Annotated in this window: 19 protein-coding genes; 9 read left to right on the plus strand and 10 right to left on the minus strand. The window is 49.8% G+C overall.

Going from position 1 to position 20,004, the window contains the following annotated elements; genetic code table 11:
- Positions 1-59 precede the first annotated feature (59 nt).
- The 4 genes from H6F93_RS13205 to H6F93_RS13220 form a co-directional block, all read right to left on the minus strand.
- Positions 60-1,079, minus strand: a complete 1,020-nt coding sequence (locus H6F93_RS13205; RefSeq protein WP_190646320.1) for a long-chain acyl-[acyl-carrier-protein] reductase — start codon at positions 1,077-1,079, stop codon at positions 60-62.
- Positions 1,080-1,281: 202 nt separating this feature from the next.
- A complete protein-coding gene (locus tag H6F93_RS13210) occupies positions 1,282-3,015 on the minus strand; it encodes a dipeptide ABC transporter ATP-binding protein (protein ID WP_190681338.1) in 1,734 nt (577 codons plus the stop codon).
- 101 nt (positions 3,016-3,116) lie between these two features.
- Positions 3,117-4,316 carry a Coenzyme F420 hydrogenase/dehydrogenase, beta subunit C-terminal domain gene (locus H6F93_RS13215; RefSeq protein ID WP_190681339.1) on the minus strand — a complete coding sequence of 400 codons (1,200 nt, stop codon included), beginning with the start codon at positions 4,314-4,316 and terminating at the stop codon, positions 3,117-3,119.
- 198 nt (positions 4,317-4,514) lie between these two features.
- Positions 4,515-4,790, minus strand: a complete 276-nt coding sequence (locus H6F93_RS13220) for a Uma2 family endonuclease (RefSeq protein ID WP_190681608.1) — start codon at positions 4,788-4,790, stop codon at positions 4,515-4,517.
- A gap of 217 nt (positions 4,791-5,007) precedes the next feature.
- Between H6F93_RS13220 and H6F93_RS13225 the strand changes: the two genes are divergently transcribed.
- The 6 genes from H6F93_RS13225 to H6F93_RS13250 all read left to right on the plus strand — a co-directional run bounded on the left by H6F93_RS13225 (position 5,008) and on the right by H6F93_RS13250 (position 10,871).
- Positions 5,008-5,388: a hypothetical protein gene (locus H6F93_RS13225; RefSeq protein WP_199313687.1), complete on the plus strand. Its 381-nt coding sequence runs from the start codon at positions 5,008-5,010 to the stop codon at positions 5,386-5,388.
- A 90-nt stretch (positions 5,389-5,478) separates the two neighbouring features.
- Positions 5,479-5,910, plus strand: a complete 432-nt coding sequence (locus H6F93_RS13230) for a C6orf136 family protein (protein WP_190681341.1) — start codon at positions 5,479-5,481, stop codon at positions 5,908-5,910.
- A gap of 235 nt (positions 5,911-6,145) precedes the next feature.
- Positions 6,146-7,462: a cytosine permease gene (codB, locus tag H6F93_RS13235; protein ID WP_190681343.1), complete on the plus strand. Its 1,317-nt coding sequence runs from the start codon at positions 6,146-6,148 to the stop codon at positions 7,460-7,462.
- Positions 7,463-7,530: 68 nt separating this feature from the next.
- Positions 7,531-8,178 (plus strand): DUF3386 domain-containing protein, encoded by a 648-nt coding sequence (locus H6F93_RS13240; protein ID WP_190646314.1) that lies wholly within the window; start codon positions 7,531-7,533, stop codon positions 8,176-8,178.
- 60 nt (positions 8,179-8,238) lie between these two features.
- Positions 8,239-8,481 (plus strand): NifU family protein, encoded by a 243-nt coding sequence (locus H6F93_RS13245; protein ID WP_190646313.1) that lies wholly within the window; start codon positions 8,239-8,241, stop codon positions 8,479-8,481.
- A 155-nt stretch (positions 8,482-8,636) separates the two neighbouring features.
- Positions 8,637-10,871, plus strand: coding sequence for a glycoside hydrolase family 57 protein (locus H6F93_RS13250; RefSeq protein WP_190681345.1), 2,235 nt, complete (start codon positions 8,637-8,639; stop codon positions 10,869-10,871).
- Between the two features lie 129 nt (positions 10,872-11,000).
- On the opposite strand, the gene H6F93_RS13255 is transcribed toward H6F93_RS13250, so the two are convergent.
- The 3 genes from H6F93_RS13255 to H6F93_RS34650 all read right to left on the minus strand — a co-directional run bounded on the left by H6F93_RS13255 (position 11,001) and on the right by H6F93_RS34650 (position 12,192).
- Positions 11,001-11,207 (minus strand): hypothetical protein, encoded by a 207-nt coding sequence (locus H6F93_RS13255; RefSeq protein WP_190646311.1) that lies wholly within the window; start codon positions 11,205-11,207, stop codon positions 11,001-11,003.
- Positions 11,208-11,538: 331 nt separating this feature from the next.
- On the minus strand, positions 11,539-11,814 hold the full coding sequence (locus H6F93_RS13260) for a hypothetical protein (protein WP_190681347.1): 276 nt from the start codon (positions 11,812-11,814) through the stop codon (positions 11,539-11,541).
- A gap of 243 nt (positions 11,815-12,057) precedes the next feature.
- Complete coding sequence (locus H6F93_RS34650) at positions 12,058-12,192, minus strand: hypothetical protein (protein WP_277882846.1); 135 nt, start codon at positions 12,190-12,192, stop codon at positions 12,058-12,060.
- Positions 12,193-12,852: 660 nt separating this feature from the next.
- On the opposite strand from H6F93_RS34650, the gene H6F93_RS13265 reads away from it, so the two are divergent.
- The gene (locus H6F93_RS13265; RefSeq protein ID WP_190681349.1) at positions 12,853-13,803 is read left to right on the plus strand and encodes a pentapeptide repeat-containing protein; all 951 of its coding nucleotides are present in this window, start codon (positions 12,853-12,855) and stop codon (positions 13,801-13,803) included.
- Positions 13,804-13,926: 123 nt separating this feature from the next.
- Complete coding sequence (gene serS, locus H6F93_RS13270; RefSeq protein WP_190681351.1) at positions 13,927-15,204, plus strand: serine--tRNA ligase; 1,278 nt, start codon at positions 13,927-13,929, stop codon at positions 15,202-15,204.
- A gap of 74 nt (positions 15,205-15,278) precedes the next feature.
- Here serS and H6F93_RS13275 read toward each other — a convergent pair whose 3' ends face one another.
- Both H6F93_RS13275 and H6F93_RS13280 read right to left on the minus strand, forming a co-directional pair.
- Complete coding sequence (locus H6F93_RS13275) at positions 15,279-16,037, minus strand: carbonic anhydrase (protein ID WP_190681353.1); 759 nt, start codon at positions 16,035-16,037, stop codon at positions 15,279-15,281.
- Between the two features lie 318 nt (positions 16,038-16,355).
- Complete coding sequence (locus H6F93_RS13280; RefSeq protein ID WP_190681355.1) at positions 16,356-16,790, minus strand: HHL1-like protein; 435 nt, start codon at positions 16,788-16,790, stop codon at positions 16,356-16,358.
- A gap of 371 nt (positions 16,791-17,161) precedes the next feature.
- On the opposite strand from H6F93_RS13280, the gene hbs reads away from it, so the two are divergent.
- Positions 17,162-17,452, plus strand: coding sequence for a non-specific DNA-binding protein Hbs (gene hbs / locus H6F93_RS13285; RefSeq protein ID WP_190646305.1), 291 nt, complete (start codon positions 17,162-17,164; stop codon positions 17,450-17,452).
- Between the two features lie 152 nt (positions 17,453-17,604).
- On the opposite strand, the gene topA is transcribed toward hbs, so the two are convergent.
- Complete coding sequence (gene topA / locus H6F93_RS13290) at positions 17,605-19,863, minus strand: type I DNA topoisomerase (protein WP_190681357.1); 2,259 nt, start codon at positions 19,861-19,863, stop codon at positions 17,605-17,607.
- Positions 19,864-20,004: the final 141 nt, after the last annotated feature.

The following is a 20,004-nucleotide window of genomic DNA, read 5'->3' on the forward strand; positions in this document are numbered from 1 at the left end:
TAAAAGCCACTTTCCTACTCACCCTCTTCCCCTTGTCCCTAGTCCCAACCCCTAGCCCCTCAAACTAGCAGAGGACGAAATCCGTGCTTGACCGATACCTGACCGATCAAGTCCATCTTTTCTAGCGTAATCTGATTGCGTCCCCAGGAGAAATTGGTATAGAGCTTTTCAAATTCCAGCAGCATAGATTCAGCAAAGCAGGCAAAGAGTTGGCGAGCCGGCACGTCCATGTTGACGATGCTCATGATTCGCCAGTCGATGTCCAGGGAGTGTTCGACGATGCCGCCATTCAAGACGTGTACGCCGGGATGCTGGAGCAAGTTTGCCAGGTTTTTGGGATAACCGCCGTCAATCAGCAAGCAAGGCTGCTTTAGCGTGGTGGGATCAATCTCCACGCCTTTGGGCATGCTGGCAACCCAAACGACAATGTCCGCCTGGGGCAACGCTTCATCCAGACTCATGATCTTGCCGCGCCCCAACTCTTCTTGAAGAACCTGTAATCGTTCCTGGTTGCGGGCGACTAACAGCAGCTCGGCTACGTCAGTACGGGCATCGAGCCAGCGGCAGATGGCGCTGCCGATGTCTCCTGTTGCCCCGCAAACCGCAACCGTTGCTTTGGAAAGTTCAATTCCTAGCTTTTGGGAAGCTTGCTCGACCTGACGGCAAATGATGTAGGCCGTGTGAGTGTTTCCGGTAGTAAAACGTTCAAACTCTAGCTTGACATTTCGCACCTGGCGAATCTGCTGGAGGTTGAAATTCTCGAAGATGATTGAGGAAAAGCCGCCCAGAGCCGTGATATTGATGCCGTGCTTTTGGGCATGAGCCATCGCGTTGACGATTTTGCGAGTGGCGGCTTTGATGCGTCGAGTCGCTAGCATTTCTGGTAAAAAGCAGGATTCGACGTATCGACCTTCAATTTGTTGACCTGTGACGCTAGTGACTTTGATGGTGTCAACGATTTGAGGTGGGGCGCTGCACCAAAAATCTAATCCCTGGTCGGCATATTCGGGATATCCAAGTTCTCTAGCGACGGATTGGGCGTGTTCTAGGCTGGTGAGGTGACCGATTAAACCAAACATGAATGGCTCTACGCTATGCCTGCTATTTAGGCGAAATGGGGGATATGAAGGCGAAAACAGAAGTAAACACTCTTAAAAATACTACATGAAGCCATGAACCAGAAGAAAAACTTGCTGGCGATCGCCAATAGAACTTGAGCGAGTGTTACCCAGTATTGCAATCCTATCGGAATCGTCTGTGGATTGCCATCAGACTGCCGAACTATCGAGACAATAAGGGCGCAGCCGCGAGGAGGGTTTTGGTGTAGGGGTGTTGAGGGTTAGAAAAGATTTTTGCAGTGGCTCCCAGTTCTACAATTTGCCCAGAGTTCATCACGGCGATGCGATCGCACAAAAACCTTGCCACCCAAAGGTCATGGGTAATGAACAGGTAGGTCAGGTCAAATTCGCGCTTGAGTTCTAGCATCAGTTCCAGCACCTGCGCCTGCACGCTGGCATCGAGCATACTCACCGGTTCGTCGCAAATCAGCAGTTTGGGCTGGGTGATTAGGGCACGGGCGATCGCGACCCGCTGCTGCTGTCCGCCCGAAAGATCCCCCGGATAGCGATTGTAGAATTCTGTCGCTGGCGTTAACCCCACCCGCTCCAGCATTTGCAAAACTTTTTCCCTTGCAGCGGCGGTATCTGCCAAGCGGTGAATTAGGAGCGGATCAGCAATGCTCTGCCCCACAGTCATCGAAGGATTTAGGCAGGCGTGAGGATCTTGAAAGATCATTTGAATCTGTCGTCGCTGCTGTCGCATAGAAGCACCAGAAAAAGCAGTCAAATCCTTTCCCAGAAACTCTACCCGCCCGTCGGTCGGGCGAATCAGTTGCAGAATAGTGCGAGACAGCGTGCTTTTGCCGCAGCCCGACTCCCCAACCAGTCCCAAGATTTCACCAGGATAAAGCTCCAGGTTGACCCCATCAACCGCTTTAATCGTGCGGTCTTCAGCCGGAAAGAACAGCTTGGCAACAAAATTTTGCTCCAGCGTGTAGTACTGCTTCAAATCCTGCAACCGCAGTAGCGGCTCACCTGACTTTGTTGCATTAGAGTGCTCCTTCTCACTCCCCAATTCCGCTATCCCCCCACTCCCCTCCGTCGGAACTGCCTGAACATGCAGCGCTGCCTTCAGCAACATCTGCGTGTACTCATGCTGAGGATTTTGCAAAACCGCTCGAGCGGCTCCGGTTTCGACAACCTTGCCTCGATACATCACGGCGATGCGATCGCAATACTCGCCAATCATCGCCAGGTCATGGGAAATCAGCAGCAGCCCCATCTGCCGTTCCTGGCAAAGCCGGGTGAGTTCGCGCAAAATCTGGGCAGAAACGGTGACATCCAGGCTCGTGGTCGGTTCGTCCGCGACAATCAGCTTGGGGTTGAGCAACAGCGCCAGGGCGATCGCCACCCGTTGTCTCATGCCGCCGCTAAACTCGTGTGGATACTGATTCCAGCGGCTTGCGGGAATTTTGACCGCTTCCAGAGTGGCGATCGCCTCTGTCTTTGCTGCCTGTTGGGAAAGCTGGGGACGGTGGGCGCGGAGTGTTTCAATGCAGTGATCGCCAATCGTCATTAGCGGATCAAGGCGAGTCATTGGATCTTGGAAAATTAGCGCGACTGCTTCGCCGCGAAACCGCCGCAGCTCTTCCGGGGAAAAGTTGAAGAGCGATCGCCCCTCAAACGTAACTTTGCCCTCTATGCGAGTCGAAGCGGACAGCAGCCGCATCGCCGCTCGTCCCAAGGTTGACTTGCCACAGCCCGATTCACCCACCAAGCCTAACCGCTCTCCCGGTTGAATCGTTAGCGATACGTCATCAACCGCCCAAGGGGTCGAGGAATAGTCTGGGGTACACTCCGAAGTGGAATCTTGATCCGTCGCTGCTGCACCGTTTCCACTGCGATGACTGGGATAGGCAACTCGCAGATTTTCAATGCGGAATAGGGCTTCGGTCATGTTTAAAGGGCAGCGTCGCGGCTCTGACGTTTGATCGCTATTATCCTACAGCCGTTCTTGGTTAGCTGAGAGAATGTTTGAGGCTAACCCAGCTTACGAATTTACGAATCGGGTAAGTCATATTGCCCCACAATTTGCTTGGCATAATCTGGAACGTGTGCCTCTAATTTCTCCGGGTGATTGCGCTTGACATACAGGTAATTGCGAGTGAAGTGAGAGTCGATTGAGAAGCGGGCGTATTCCAATCCTTTTGGCCCAACCTTCTCGATTACGACACCCATCAGTTTGGCAGCCCACATTGGCAGGGTGACTCCCTTATCGTAAGCAGGAATGCTTTGCTGAACAGCATTGTGGCGATCGCCCTGACTCATCACAGGCTGCGTCTCAATTTGATCCCAAACCAGATCGAGCATGGTTTGACCGCGATCGTTTCGCACAACAATCCACTGCCAACCAAAGGGTGCGCCCATGTAGCCAACCACCAAATCCGCCAACGAATTGACGTAATCAAAACAGCTCATACAGGACGGCGCAAACACATCCTTAAGCTGATTGGTTTTCAGCCCAAAAAAGGGCACCGTTTCCACTGAGCCATCTTCGTGCTTGAAATGCACCCGAAAGTCCTGCATGAATTCGTAATGCACAACAGTTTCGGGCGATCGGCTGGTCGTTTCCAGGAATTTCTGCAACCCAGCACGATTGACGTTATCGACGCAGGGTGTACCCAACACATAGAGCTTTTCTAAGCCCAGTTCTTGCTCAACCGCCCGGAGTGCTTGAATTTGACAGCCTACTCCAATTACCAGCAGTCGCTTCATCCCAGACTGCTCAATTTGCTCCAGTACTGATAGATTGGGCGATAGTGTGGGCTTATTTACCCGTGCCGCCAAAATTTCTTCTGGCGTTCGGGCAATTACGGGCATCGGCTGAAAGCGGTCTTCTTTCGTGTTTTGCACACAAACTACGCCTTCGACCATGCCCCGATTCAGCATTTGAATCGCGATCGAACTCACAATTCCCGTCCACTGTGCGCCTTCGATTGGCTCAGTTTTTCGCGCTGCCATCATGCCCTGGCTGACGCCAAAGTACCAGTCATCAGGATTGTCGAGATCGCGCGATCGCCCGTGGGTCTGTTCTTCCAACTCGCCAATCTGCTGATTGAGAAAAGCGCAGGCTTCTTTTACATGCTGAATGTAGTAGGTATCACATAGCCCACACTCGCTACAAAGTTCTTTGGCAGGACGGATGCTACTCGGCTTGAGGGCTTTGGCTTTGCGCTTTTGGGAATCTGTCAGCGTCATCGTAAATGCGGTTCATCAAACACAGCTTTTCTTAAAATACCGTCATGGCAGCGGATGTGGATGCGATCGCCCTACTCATGACACATTAATTATGGTTTTGCTTTCCTGCTGGGGCGATTGCCCAACTGATTCCCCAATTCATTCAACGCGCCGAAACAGTTGGAGTTACGCAAGCGCTAGAAGAATTTGAAAAATTAATCAGGGCATGATGTCATTCAGGCTGAGATTTATCTCAGGCAAGAGGGGTGAGGCGATCGCTTGCCCTAACCGATATTGCTGTTGTTGGTACTCACCACTCACCAATTGGCAGACTGTAAAAGTAGGCTGTTTTGGCTTTCCAATAAACGCAAGTCCACCCAAGCCCCGAAAATCCGCAATCCAATATTCTGGGATTCCTAGCAGCGCATATTCCTCTACCTTCCGGGCATAGTCATCCTGCCAGTTCGTACTCACCACCTCTGCCACCAGTCGGATCGCCTTACCACTCGTTAAAACGGGCTGTTTCTAGGGCTACTAATTTGGGAACCTTGCTAATTGATATATTTTGCAAGCCAGTATTATGCAGTCACTTCATTCCTTAATTGATGGAAACTTTTCGCACCCTAAATAATATGGACGCTTGTTGCATCGTTGTGACTCTCAAAATCCCAGTATTTTGCACTATTCTGTTCAACTTAATGATTCAGAATCTTTGGCATGGGAGCCTATCTATTGCAATCGCCAAAAGGACATAGGAAGAGTAGCGATTTGGCAAGTTGATTGGAGCCGTTTTCAACCTGCAAAATGGGTGAAGCACCTAGAGAAAGAGCAGATTAAAAAGGCGTTACACATTTCTGTCAACCAACTTCACGAACACTGGCAATACGAACTGTTCCGGTTCAACTGCGAACACTGGGCACGTTTAGTAACAACTGGAGACTGTCGCTGCTTCCAAATTCAAGAGTTTAAGAAATTGCAGCATATTCCAGCTATGGGCATCGTCGTTGTAGGCATTGCTGGATTGATTACAGGTGCATGGGAACATAATGGTTATGCTCAAGAGCTGATTGAGGAAGGAATGGGTGCAGGCTAAGACGATCCTCAAGGGAGAGGATTCAATTACCTTTAAGCATTTCACACTTATAATGCTTGTAATTAAGGTTAGCCACAGTAGGTTAATGCTTTGAAAACGGAAACTGATCAGGCTCAGATCGAACACATCATTCAAACGCTCAAGCAAGATTTGCCGACGTTGTTTGAGCGAGATATTACTTACGATATTTATTCTCAAGATATTCTTTTCAAAGATCCGATTAGTCGATTTAAGGGAAAGTTTAACTATCGAATTATCTTTTGGACGCTGCGATTTCACGGTCAGCTATTTTTTACAGAACTGTATTTTGATTTGCATGATGTGTATCAGTCTGAAGAAAACATCATCTTGGCAGATTGGACAGTACGCGGAACTTTGAGGCTGCCCTGGAAAGCAAAGATATTTTTTAACGGTCAGTCTTGCTATCGGCTGACTGACGAGAAGCTAATTTACGAACACATTGATACCTGGGACCGCAAACCAAGCGAAATTCTGCGCCAGTTTTTTCGCAAGGGCATGTAGGGGGATTCAGCAAAGGTACGATCTAAGCAGTTCCGGCAGGTGGTTTTATGGCGATCGCCCTTCCCCATTTCCCCGATCAGCAACTCAGTCTGACCAAAATTTTTCCGGGACAAACTAATATCCAAGGAGCTTCATAGTGTCTGGTGGTCTATGATACCGTTCACGTTGCTCAAGAAGCCTGAGAATATGCCCCATCTAAAAAACTATGAGATTCTCATAAAGGGGCTTGCCAGCTATGAGTGTGACGAACTCGCAGGATTCGCAAACGGTTGACCAATCGCAGGCAGAAGAAGATTATCCCTTAACTGCAGTGCCCCTATATGCGCGAAAGTCCTTCCTCTCAATGGCTTTCATGCTGCTGGGGTTTACCCTCTATTCAGGCACCTTCTTTGCTGGAGGGTTAGTGGGTCCAGCCTTTCGATTTTTCCCAGATTTGGTTGGTCTGCTGGTTGTTGGCAACCTGATCTTGGGCGGATATGCTGCAGCCCTGGCCTACATTGCTTCTAAGACGGGGCTTTCGACAGTACTAATGGCGAGATTTAGCTTTGGCAGCGTTGGTTCTCGCTGGGTTGACTTCCTTCTAGGGTTCACACAGGTGGGTTGGTATGCCTGGGGTTCAGGGCTCATTGCCGATTTGCTCAATCAGCTGGCAGGTGTACCAGAATCGTGGAACTGGCTAATCATTTTATTTTTCACCTATTTCTTTTGCATTACTGCTTACATTGGCTATCGAGCAATGGACTGGTATAGCCGCATTGCCGTCCCCGCCATCATCATTTTGATGCTGTGGAGTTTGACCATTTCAGCAAACCAGATCGGCGGCTTTGAGGGCTTGCAGGCGGTTCAGCCTTCAGGCGAGTTGGGTATTGGGGCAGCACTGACGATTATCGTCGGTACGTTTATCTCAGGCGGCACTCAAGCAACCAACTGGAGCCGATTTTCTGACTCTCCTCGCACAGCAACGCTCTCCACGCTGGCGGCTTTCTTTATTGCCAATGGCTTTGTGGTTTTTGGTGGTGCTTTTTCAGCGCTGGTTTACCAGAACTCTGACATGGTTATGGTGATGGCACGTCAGGGGCTGCTGGTGGCCGGCTTCATTCTGCTATTTCTCAACATGTGGAGTACACAGGACAACACTATCTATGCGTTTTCGATCGCCTTCTCTCACATGTTTCGCACCAAAAAACGCACTTTCTTTGTGTTGATCGGAGCCACGATCGCCCTTGCCCTCGCCTGGGGCGGCATTTACGAAAGTTCTCAATTCATCAACTTCTTAATTCTGCTAGGTACATTTATTCCACCTGTGGGCGGTGTGGTGATGGCGGACTATTGGCTCTATCGTCGTGGTCAGTTTCCTTCACTGGATGAACCGCAGCCTGCGTTTAACTGGGCGGGAATTGCAGCTTATGTCATAGCAGCGGCGATCGCCTACTTCACCGGCGAGGCAGGCATTGGCATTGCTCCAGTCAACGGCATCATCATTGCGGCAGTGCTGTACCCGATTCTGACCAAAGTGATTCCTCAGCCAACCGGCACGACAGCCCTCAAGTAGGGATACCCGCTTTCCACAGTCAAGAATGGCTATCCTAGACTAGAGACTAATGCTAGGAGAGTTTTTAGATGACCGAACAAACAGCGCGTGAATTGTTTCAGGCTGCCTACGAAAATCGCTACACCTGGGATAAAAATTTCCCTGGTTTTACAGCCGACATCGAGCTAAAGCAAGGGGACCAAGTCTACAGAGGTAAAGCCCAGGTTAATCGCAATCTCAGCGTTGAGATAATCGATGTGGCAGATGAGCAGGCAAAGCAGGCGATCGAAGGGCAACTGCGTGAGGTGGCGATTCACCGGATTCGTAGAAGCTTTGATGAAACGCACGGCAAAAATACCTTCGCGTTTGGTGAAACAGATGACACGGGCGCGGTCGAAATTCTGGTGAGCGGCAAGTCAGAGGGCGATCGCTACAAAGTTCGCAATAACGAAGTTTGTCTGGTTCATCGTCACATTCACGGCATTGTCGTCACCATCAACACTGCTAGCAGCCATCAGACCGAGTCTGGCTATCTCTCCCACCGTTATGACTCGGTTTACAACGACCCTAAAACGGGCGAGCAAAAAGGCAGCGCTGAGCATGAAGATGAGTACGAAAAAGTTGGGGATTACTACATCCTGACTCGTCGCTTGCTCAAATCAGAGGATCAAGGCAAGCAGACCGTTGATGAGTTTAATTTCTCCAACGTCAAGCTGCTTCAGCCTGTTGCAGTTTGATTAGGCTGAATTTTGCAGTCTGATAGAATAGAACTAGTGCGAATCTCCGTAAGGTGAACTATGCCTCAAACAATGGAACTCACGCCCGAGAATGTGGAAAAGGTGCTGGATGAATTGCGCCCTTACCTCATCTCTGATGGCGGCAACGTAGAACTGGTCGAGTTAGATGGCCCAATCGTGCGGCTGCGGCTCCAGGGAGCCTGCGGTTCCTGCCCTAGCTCCACGATGACCCTGAAAATGGGCATCGAGCGCAGACTCCGCGAATATATTCCTGAGATTGCTGAGGTTGAGCAAGCTTTTTAAGTCAGGCTCATCCGGTTGTTTCTCGCGATCGCACCTTTCAAGTTGATATGTGAAATTGCGATCGCCAAAATTACAGTTACCGATTACTTTTAGAGCAGGGAAAATTTACGAACTTTCCCTGCTTATTTTTATTTCTGTGGGTCGCCTCCTGGTTTATGCCTTATCCTCTCTACGTCGCCTTCATTTGGCATCAGCATCAGCCGCTATACAAAAGCCGCACCGTAGGTCACTATCAGTTGCCCTGGGTGAGACTGCACGGCACAAAAGATTATTTAGATTTGATCCTGCTGTTAGAGCGCTATCCCAGGCTGCACCAAACCGTGAATTTGGTGCCTTCGCTGATTCTGCAAATCGAAGATTATGTAGCAGGAACAGCGTTTGATCCGTACCTGTCTCTGGCGCTGAAGCCCGTAGAGCAGCTTGAGGTAGACCAGCAGCAATTTATTATTGAGCATTTCTTTGACGCAAACCATCACACGCTAGTTGACCCACATCCTCGCTATGCTGAGCTGTTTTATCAGCGGCAGGACAAGGGACGTGCTTGGTGTCTAGACAACTGGACCGCGCAAGACTACAGCGACCTGCTGGCATGGCATAACCTGGCGTGGATCGATCCGCTGTTTTGGGATGACCCGGAAATCGCTCAGTGGCTGGAGCAGGGACGCAACTTTAGCTTGAGCGATCGCCAGCGAATCTATTCCAAACAGCGGCAAATCCTCAGCCGCATCATTCCCCATCATCGGCAGATGCAGGAAAGCGGGCAGCTAGAAGTCATGACTACGCCCTATACGCACCCAATTTTGCCGCTGTTAGCGGATACCGATGCCGGACGAGTCGCCGTTCCAAACATGGCGCTGCCGCAACATCGGTTTCAGTGGGCAGAAGACATTCCGCGCCATCTGCGAAAAGCCAAGCAAATGTATAAAGAGCGCTTTGGTCGCGATCCGCGTGGACTATGGCCTTCAGAGCAATCTGTTAGCCCCGCAATCTTGCCCGATGTGGCGGCTCACGGGTTTGAATGGCTCTGCTCCGATGAGGCAGTGTTGGGCTGGACGCTAGGTCACTTCTTCCATCGCGATGGTTCAGGGACTCTATTTGAGCCGGAAGTTCTCTATCGCCCCTATCGCCTGGAAACTCCTCAGGGCGATTTATCGATCGTGTTTCGCGATCACCGTTTGTCTGACTTGATTGGCTTTACTTACGGGTCAATGGAGCCACGTCAGGCGGCTTCTGATCTAGCGGGACAGTTAGAGGCGATCGCCCGCTCCCTCAAAGCCCGTCAATCCGACGGTAGCACCACCCTAGAAAATCCCTGGCTGGTCACGATCGCCCTTGACGGCGAAAACTGCTGGGAATATTACCAGCAAGATGGCAAACCTTTCCTGGAAGCGCTCTACCAAACCCTGAGTGACGACCCCAATCTGCAACTCGTCACCGTCGCCGAATTCCTCGACAAATTCCCCGCTACCGAAACTATTCCTGCCAACAAACTGCACAGCGGCTCCTGGGTAGACGGCAGCTTCACCACCTGGATCGGCGACCCCGCCAAAAACCGCGCCTGGGACTTGCTCACCGAAGCCCGACAGGTGCTAGCCAACCACCCCGAAGCGACCGAAGAAAATAACCCCGAAGCCTGGGAAGCCCTCTACGCAGCGGAAGGCTCTGACTGGTTCTGGTGGTTTGGCGAAGGGCATTCCTCTAACCAGGATGCGATGTTTGACCAGCTTTTCCGAGAACATTTGGCGGCACTGTATCAAGCATTAAATGAGCCAGTTCCCTTCAACGTGCGCCAACAGGTTGAAGTTCATGCTGAAAATGGCGATCGCCAGCCCCGCAGCTTTATTCACCCAACTGTAGATGGACGCGGAGACGAGCAAGACTGGGACAAAGCTGGGCGCATTGAGATTGGTGGCGCACGCGGTACCATGCACCGCAGCAGCCTCGCCCAGCGGCTTTGGTATGGCGTTGATCACCTAAATTTCTATCTGCGTCTCGACTTCAAGGCAGCTACTCGCCCCGGAGTAGACATTCCCCCAGAGCTACACCTGCTCTGGTTCTATCCCGGTCGCACCATGCACAACAGCCCAGCACCCTTGGCAGAATTGCCGGATGAGCCACCCGCAAACTACCTGTTTCACCATCATTTAGGGGTAAATCTGCTTACACAATCGACCTGGTTTCAGGAAGCCGGAGAAAATTTCCAGTGGCATTCGCACCCCTGCCGCGCTAAAGCTGCTGTTGACTCTTGCCTGGAAATTGCTGTGCCTTGGGCAGACTTGCACACCGTTGAACCGGACTGGTCTTTGCAGCTAGTTTTGATCCTGGCGGAGGACGGCTGTTATCGAAACTATTTGCCAGAAAATACTCTGGTGCCGCTGCAAGTGCCTTAGGATCGTGGACTAAATAACCTGCACAACCGTCCTACTGTAGGGGCATGGCAATGCCATGCCCCTACTCAAGAATTACGTGGGGTGGATGTCCCACCTGTCGGGACGGGCAAGATGCCCATCCTACAGTACTTAAACCATGATGCGATTGAGAACACACATCACCTTATCCGGGTAACGGGGAACTGGAATCGGTTTGCTCCAGGCGCTTGCTTCGGCAACGCCAAGGGTATGTTGCCGAAGAATGTGTGCTTTGACATTGTCTTCAGTGCCGATCACAAGTGTAGTGAGAATGCGCGGATCGGGGTTAATTTGAATCAGAGCAGAATTATCAGTCATGGCAGTTTTACTCCACTAAGGAAACGGGTTGAAGAGATACCCAAAACCAAAGCCACCCTGCTGCTTTTTTGCCATAGCAAAGTCAGGGTGGCTAGTGGAGTGATAAACTGCCCTCTAGCCCTCCGAACTGTTGTCGCAGTTTTGAGGGTTAGTCGCCTGGGGCTGTTGACGCAGCTTCCAGGTGACGCTTGGATAACGGATATGTTTTTGTACTGAGGAATCAGACTACTTGAGAATAGAGCTTTTCGCAAGTGGTTCTTGATACAGGTTTACAGGCTTGAAGTTTTGAATAGGGCGATCGCCTAGCTCTTCAAGAGAACTAACCTACCACTTAGAGATGGGTTAATACCAGGATGCCGCGAATGTGATTAGGCATGACCACAAATGTATCCAGATTAAGGTTTGAAAAATGGAAAGGTAAGCGTTGCCAACAGGCGTAAACCCTTTGACCCAATTGATTCAACCACATCTCACTATTGATGATTTCACCAAACAAACAGTTCCGCTGGTAGGGACAAATAGTAATGAAATACGTGCCTGCGGCGGTGTAATCATATCCTTCCAGCCGAATCGATCGCCGATGATGTTTGTCCGGGTCATATTTCATGAAATTCACCAATGCATCCGATCGGTAGAATTCCCAGTTAGGAGAGGTGATATATCGACAATAAATTGAAGTTATTTCAGTCTATTCTCTAACACCATGGGTTTGAAGTAACAGTAGAAAAGAATGCTTTGTCACCTGCTACATCCAATAATTTTAATGTTTATGCAGTGCGTCGGTCATGAACTAACTGAGTTGATGTAATTCAATTGGTGAATACATAAGTTAACTTCTGGTTGCATTGGGTCAACAGGCGATCGCAGTTCCAGCAAGGTTATCTATAACCATCAAATTTTGCCGTTGAACTGCCTCATTTCTAGGCAGGGGCAAATAGATGTAGGCTACAGCCCGCATGTTTCTCAGTTCTGTTGGGTCAAACATTCGCTTTACTCAAGCTACTACTTTTGTAAAGTATATTCAACGCAAGTATGAATATATATCAAAACTGATGCTGTTTTTTGATTGAATGTTTCACAATTAAAGCAAAAGATGGCTTTGGAATAGCCAGCTTATAAATTAACTAGCGCGCTCTAGAAAAGCCGTTCTTCCTATGTTTTAAACTTGGAAAACGGCGGGTGTAGAGGAGTGTGAATGCGATCGCCCACAAACGACTGCTCACAGCAAAGATCAGATCTGATTTTTAATTTCTTCAGCAAGAAAACATAGAACTTAACGTCAGCAGACTGTCGAATTGACGCTACAAGACTGGTTGACTGGCAAGCCTTTTAGGATGCCTATTTGCTCGAAAATTTACAGGACATAAAACGGCTTTTGACCGTTCTGGTGGAGGCAGAACGCTGTGCAATTCGCGTTTATCCGAAATCTGCAACATGACTTTTGGCAAGGTTTATCGCACTTATGAACTGGTGCTGGCGATCATCACGTTCATCACGTTCATCAAGTCCAACTAGGTCTGATGGTTGTGTTGTTTGTGGATGGAGGCGTTCTCACGGAGCATCTCTACTGTGGCTAGCCTGAGCGATCGCTAAATCAACCAGATTAATGCATTCATTAAAAGAATTTTAGGTTAGAGGTAATAATATGGACGCTCATGAACTCCTGGAACGATACGCTGCTGGGGAGCGCAATTTTGACACTGTAGACTTGAGCGGAACCTACCTGAGCGGCGCAGATTTGCGCGGCGTAGATCTTAAAAAAGCAATCTTATGTGAAGCAGACTTAAGCGGTGCCTATCTCGTTGGGGCAGAGCTAAACGGAGTTGTTTTGCGAGAGGCGAATCTAAGCGGCGCTCGCTTGAGCGGTGCACATCTAAATGGAGCAGATTTATCCAAAGCCAATTTAGTAGGCGCAGATTTGAGCAGCACAACGCTGTGGAGAGCAGTCCTAAAACGGGCAAACCTCGCTGGCGCAAACCTCAACCGGGCTAGCCTCAACGAAGCAAACTTGGCAGAAGCAAACCTGGCTACGGCAGACCTAAGAGATGCAAAACTAACCGGGGCAAATTTGACTGGGGCAAACTTAAGCGAGGCAACGCTGGTAAAAGCTACCCTATGCAAGGCAAAGCTGGTGTTAGCCAGCCTGTGTGGGGCTAACCTGGAGCGGGCAGATTTAGCTGAAGCGAATTTGTCAGATTCAGATTTGAGTTGGGTGAATCTAGATGGTGCAAATTTGCGGGCGGCAAATCTAAGTCGGGTCAACCTGGGAGAAGCGGAGCTAACAGGAGCTAACCTATATCGAGCAAATTTAACTGCTGCAAAGCTAATTGTGGCAATCTTGCGCGGGGCTAACTTGGAGCGAGCAGAGCTAATTAGTGCAAACCTATCAAGTGCGGATCTGAGTTGGGCAAATCTGGATGACGCAAACTTGAGCGGGGCCAACCTGCATCGAGCCATTTTGGAAGATACGCGACTGAGTTCAACCATCTTGCGCGGCGCAGACTTGAATGAAGCAAAGCTAAATTCAGAGATTCATGCTCTCAATTTTTTGGATTTTAGCTGGGCAACTATGCCCGACGGTGCAGTTCACAGCTAAATTGGAGTCTAGGTGTCATTAGTCCTTTGTCCATAGGTTATTGGTAGCTTTACAAATCACCCATGACAAGGGACAAAGAACTAGTGACAGAAGACAAACCGTTTAAGAAGCTGAGAAAAATCTGTGCTTGACCTGAAGCAAATCCGGGAAAAACCAGAGCAGATTCAGGAACGTCTGAATTTGCGAGGAGGTTATGATCTAAAGCCAATTTTGGAACTCGACCAGCAGCAGCGAGAGCTAGAAATGAAGCGATCGCAGCTTCAGGCTCGAAGCAACGAAATTGGCAAACTGGTGGGTCAGAAAATGAAATCGGGCGCTGACCCCAAAGGCGAGGAAGTTCAGGCACTCCGAGATGAGGGAAACCAGGTTAAAGCACACTTGAGTGAACTGGAACCTCAAGAAAGAGAGCTGAAAGCTCAGTTAGAAGCGTTGCTGCTGACACTACCCAATTTGCCCAGCGAGTCTACCCCCCTTGGCAAAAGCGAGGACGAAAACGTCGAGATTCGGCGTTGGGGCGACGAACATTTACCTAAAAACTCAGACATCCTGCCTCATTGGGAAATTGGCGAAAAGCTGAAGATTCTTAACTTTGAGCGATCGACTAAGGTGGCTCAAAGCCGGTTTGTGACGCTGATTGGAGCAGGGGCAGCGTTAGAGCGGGCGCTGATTCAGTTCATGCTCGATCGCCAAATTCAGGCGGGCTACGTGGAAGTGATTCCCCCGTTTCTAATCAACAGCCAGTCACTCACAGCATCGGGTCAGTTGCCCAAATTCTCTGAGGAAAGCTTTAAGTGCGATCGCGACGACCTTTGGCTCACCCCAACTGCTGAAGTCCCCGTCACCAACCTCTACCGGGACGAAATCCTCTCTGCTGAAGAGTTGCCCATTCACCATTGCGCTTACACCCCTTGCTTTCGTCGTGAGGCAGGCAGCTACGGGCGAGACACTAGAGGCTTGATTCGCCTGCACCAGTTCAACAAGGTAGAGCTATTCAAGTTTGTTCACCCTGATACCTCCGAGCAAGAGCATCAGACCCTAACGCAGAACGCGGAAGCAATTTTGCAAGCGCTTCAGCTTCCCTATCGGGTCATTGAGCTATGTACGGGCGATCTGGGTTTCTCTGCCGGAAAAACCTATGACCTGGAAGTTTGGCTTCCCTCATCGGGCAAATACCGAGAAATTTCAAGCTGCTCCAACTGTTACGACTTTCAGGCGCGGCGCGGCAACATTCGGTTTAAGGAACCTGGTAAAAAAGGAACCCAATTTGTTCACACGCTCAACGGCTCTGGGTTAGCAGTTGGCCGCACAATGGCGGCTATTCTGGAGAACTACCAGCAGCCTGACGGCACGATTCGTCTGCCAGAGGTGCTACAGCCTTATTTAGGACGCGAAACGCTGTAGGGCAGGTTTAGTTAACAAAGCGACGGTTAAGGGCAGAGATTCTGGCAAAATCTGCCCCTACTGAAGCCCTCAAACTAAGGCAAACTAAGCTTGTGGTGGCTTTGCTTCGTCCCAGATCCTCGATAGATCCGCTCAGATTGCTCCGGAGGTAGCCATCTGGCTCCTGGGAAGTGAACTTCAGGAGTCGCTTCATCCTCGACGTAAACCGTAAACTGACTTTGCGGCGGCACGTAGGCATGATGAACTGGATCGTAAGCAAAGACTTCGCCCGTTTCGATGTGGTAGATCCAGGCGTGGAGGCTGAGCTTATCCTGATAAAGCTTGGAGCGCACCACCGGATAAGTCCGCAGGTTCTCAATTTGGGTGAGCACGTTTTCAGCAGTCGCCAACTCTAGCAATTCCTCGCCGTGGCGATCGCTGTAATTTTCTTTCAGTACTCGCCGCGTTGCCTCAGCGTGTTTTAGCCAGTCACAGACCAGCGGCATTTCATCCTCAAGCTCGTTTAGCTTCAAAAGCCCCTTCATCGCGCCACAGTGAGAATGCCCGCAGACAATGATCTGCTCAATTCCCAAGGCATGAATTGCATATTCAATTGCGGCTCCTTCTCCCCCATTTGCGGCCCCATAGGGAGGAATAATATTACCTGCATTGCGAACCACAAACAGCTCGCCCACTTGAGCTTGAGTAATCAGATTAGGATCAACCCGCGAATCAGAACAGGCGATAAATAGCACTCGCGGCTTCTGACCGTGCGCGAGTTGCTCAAACAATTCTTGGTGCTGGCTAAAATAGCTGGTCTGAAAATCACGCAGACCTTTGATTAGTTTTCTCATGGCCCTCATCCCCGTAGGAATCCATCCTACCGTTTTGGCACCCTATTTTTCTGTTTGTGTAGCGAATCGTAGGAGCAGATTTTGCTTTAGCCCCAATTAACTAAACTTATGCTTGTGTCTGAATACTCATATCGAATCCTGCAAAATAACCGCAATACTGTGCGAGAGTACTGTACGGACGGGTTTAGCAGATAGACCTTGATGAGTTGAGGTTCAGTGGGATAAACCTCCCTCTAGCGAAATTACAACTAACGACAAAAGGGGCATTTTGCAAAACACCCCTTTGAAAGGTACAGCTAAACTGGGTCAGTTCACTCCCTAGCCGCGCTTTAGCAACGAAGAGAAGCGGTCTTTCACCTGGTTTAAAGCAGAGGCAATTCCGCCTGCTGCACCAGGCTGGGGTGGTACCGCTAGCTGAATTGGTTCGTCTTTGAACTCCTTCAGGCGATAGCCATATTCCAAATGCTGCTGATGCTTCCGCAAGACCGGATAGAGGCGGAAAGCTCCCTGAAGCAGGTCTGCTTGACTGCCAAAGATGGCCTCGCTGATCTGGCTGGAGCGCTTAACGGCGATCGCCCCCACGGGATACCAGCCTTTCTTGCCTTGAATGCGAATATAAACCTCAAATTCTGGAATTCCGTCAGCCCGCATCCGGTCAAGCTCTTGAGCTGCTTTAGCGCGTTCTTGCGATCGCTTAGAGACTTTAGCTTGAGACTGAGTCTGCGTTTTTCCAAACCCAAGATTGGTTGTCATAAACTCTATGCTATAAACCTTAATAAAAGTTTACAGCCTTTTCAGAAAATCCGACAGATTTGCATGAGGGGTTATTGGTAATTACTCCTCATACACCTTCTAGACCCTTTAGAATGAGTATTGCCGATTCATCTCAAGCAGGCAAACTGCTTGCCCCGCAGGAAATCAAGGTTTCCAGGTCTGTAGTTGCCTATGTCAAATCGCTCATCTCACAGTGAGTAATTGGCTGCTGATTGGTCAAAACCATTAACCACTGCAATTACCCCTGAAACCCGCTCTATATAAAAATTTCTGCGGAAAATGAGTCATTTCTGTACATTTGCACTACAATTCACTTCAAACAGTTGAAATGCTTGTGAGGACTGTATTTCATGAATAAAGGTGACTTGATCGACGCGGTTGCAGAAAAAGCAGGTGTAACCAAAAAAGAGGCCGATCAGATTTTGACGGCTTTGTTTGAAACCATTCAGGACGCTGTAGCCGAAGGTGAAAAAGTGACACTAGTTGGCTTTGGCACCTTTGAACCTCGCGATCGCAAAGAGCGTGAAGGACGTAACCCCAAGAGTGGAGAAACGATCAAAATTCCAGCAACCCGTGTTCCTGCATTCAGTGCAGGCAAACTGTTCAAGGAAAAAATCTCCTCGAACGGAAAAGTTGCATAACATTCGCTGTTTTAGGATTGCTCCAGTTGCCATTGCTTCAGAAAAGCAATCTTCCTAATCTGGAGTTTCCTAATGCAGCTTCAAAGCTGGTTTATGAGAAGGGGGATGCTGGCTTAGCCAGTATCCCCCTTCTCACTTCAATACAAATTCGCTCAGGTATTTAACACACCAAACTTGGGCGACCAAAAGCCATCCTTCCCCTGAAAAAAGGCTACATCCTTACACTTCCCTCTGCGGTTCTCAATTAAGGAACAGCGCAACATTACTTTTGCTTGTCCTTCTCTAGTGTAGGTATAGCGCTCTAGTAATGCACCACAAACTGGACAAGGATAGTCTGTAAAGGATTCTGGATCGGGAGTGCGTTGACTATAGGGCAACTCATATTTCTTAGCTTTTGAGTTCCAAAACATGACAGTGGCACAACCTGGTTTGATGCACTTGAGAAAGTGATTAGCCTTCAGCTTTTTGGAGCGAGAAGGGACTTTATGCATTAGCTCACCACAGCTTGGACAGGCAACCTTAGAAACCTGCTGAGCTGGGTTAGTTTGGACTGTTTTCGTTTGAGCTGTTTTCGTTAAAGATTTCTCAGGTTGAGCGGAAGAATTCTGCTGAGAGGGAGTCAGTTGGGCTTCTTTAAAGTGAGTTGCTTTAAGATGAGTTGCTTTAAAGTCATTTGACCCGATCGCCTGTCGTGCTTTCACGATCGCAGGTGCAAAATAATCTCGATGCCAGCTGGTGAGATAGGTTTGCCAGTCTTGTTGCCCAGAGGCGATCGCATCTAGAGCCGTCTCCATCTGCGCTGTAAACGCGGGTTGAATCAGGTCAGGCAAAAGCTTTTCTAAAGCAGCATCCAGATCTAAGCCCAATGCGGTTGGCTGGAGTTTGCCCTGCAAAAGCTGCACATAGTCCCGCTCCCGAAGTGTTTTGATGGTCGGTGCGTAGGTGCTGGGTCGTCCAATTCCCTGGCGCTCCATTAACTGCACCAGTTTTGGTTCGCTGTAGCGGGGTGGCGGTTGGGTTTGCTTTTGATCTGCCTGAGCTTTTTGAAGCTGTAACACTTGCCCGGTCTGAAGTGGCGGCAGTTGAGCGTCAGCACTGAGGTTATTCCAATAGCGGGTATAGCCTGCAAACTCTAAAACTTGCCCTCTAGCTTCCCAAAAAGCGGTGCCTGATTGCGTCACCACACGAGTTTTTTGTAAACGCGCCGGACAGCACTGAGAGGCGATCGCCCGATTCCAAATTAGCTCATACAGGTTCGCCTCATCTGCTGACGCTGCAAGCGGTGGAACGCGATTCACATCTGTTGGACGAATGGCTTCGTGGGCTTCCTGGGCACCCTTAACAGCACGATGTTTTGCAGTGCGTTGAGGCACGTTGGTCGGGTCATGCTGCTCTAGGTACTGCCGCACTGCTTGACAAAAAGGTGCAGCAAGGACGACCGAATCGGTTCGCATGTAGGTGATGTAGCCCGCTTCATAAAGCGACTGCGCCACTTTCATCGTTTTTTCGGGGCTAAATCGCAGCTTAGCGCCTGCTGCCTGCTGGAGAGTGGAAGTGATAAAGGGTGCAGGGGGTGATTGATAGACGACCTTTCCTTCCACCTTAACAACCTGGTGAGGCGTAGAGCGGGCGATCGCCACCAGTCGGTCTGCTTCTGCCTGAGTCGTGACTCGTTCCGACTCCTGTTTAGGCTTGCTGTCCTCATTTGTAGAAGCATCGTCTGAAGATTCTGCTGGAGGCTGACTTGAGGCTTGTCCAACTCTGCGCTGAGCCGTAGGCTTGCTGCGATAAAAAGCCTTGAACCCTTCCCGATAGCTTACCCAAACGCTCCAATAGTCTTCAGGCTTAAAGGTTTGGATTTCTCGCTCTCGCACACAGAGCAGATGCAGCGTCGCGCTTTGTACCCGCCCCATTGACTTCGCGCCGTTGTTGAGCTGCCACACCACATGCCTACTGCCTTTGTAGCCCACCAGCTTATCCAAACAGTCACGAGCCCGACCTGCGGCAATTAAGGCTTGATCTAAGGTGCGAGGATGAGCGATCGCCTGTTGCACTGCTGCTGGCGTAATTTCGCTGTATACGACTCGCCTGGGGTTCTTTAGCCGCAATTCTTGCTGGAGGTGCCAGCCAATTGTTTCACCCTCGCGATCAGGGTCAGTTGCAATGTAAACGGCGTTCGCCTGCTTTACCGCTTGCCGCAGTTCAGCCAAGACTTTCTTTGCTCGGGCATCTCTCGGTTCATAGCGGCAGTGAATTTGAGTTCCCTCTAGATCAAACCCCAGCGCGTCCTCTCCATCATTTGCCAATTCTCGAATGTGCCCCATACTGGCTTTCACAATCCAGTTGGGACCCAATATTTGACCTAGCTTTTTCAACTTGCCAGGACTTTCAATTAGCAGCAGATTTGCCATCTTCTCAACCACTTAAACCTGTCGCCTGACTCACTTGCCTTCGTAAAGCCGCTTCCAGAGATGAAACGAATCACGTTCCTACGATTTGGGGACTTGCCCAATCGACAAGCTAGTAAAAGTAAGTTCACCTGTACTATAGCA

Source organism: Leptolyngbya sp. FACHB-671 (assembly GCF_014695745.1).
In the GTDB taxonomy this organism is placed as follows: domain Bacteria; phylum Cyanobacteriota; class Cyanobacteriia; order Elainellales; family Elainellaceae; genus JAAUTN01.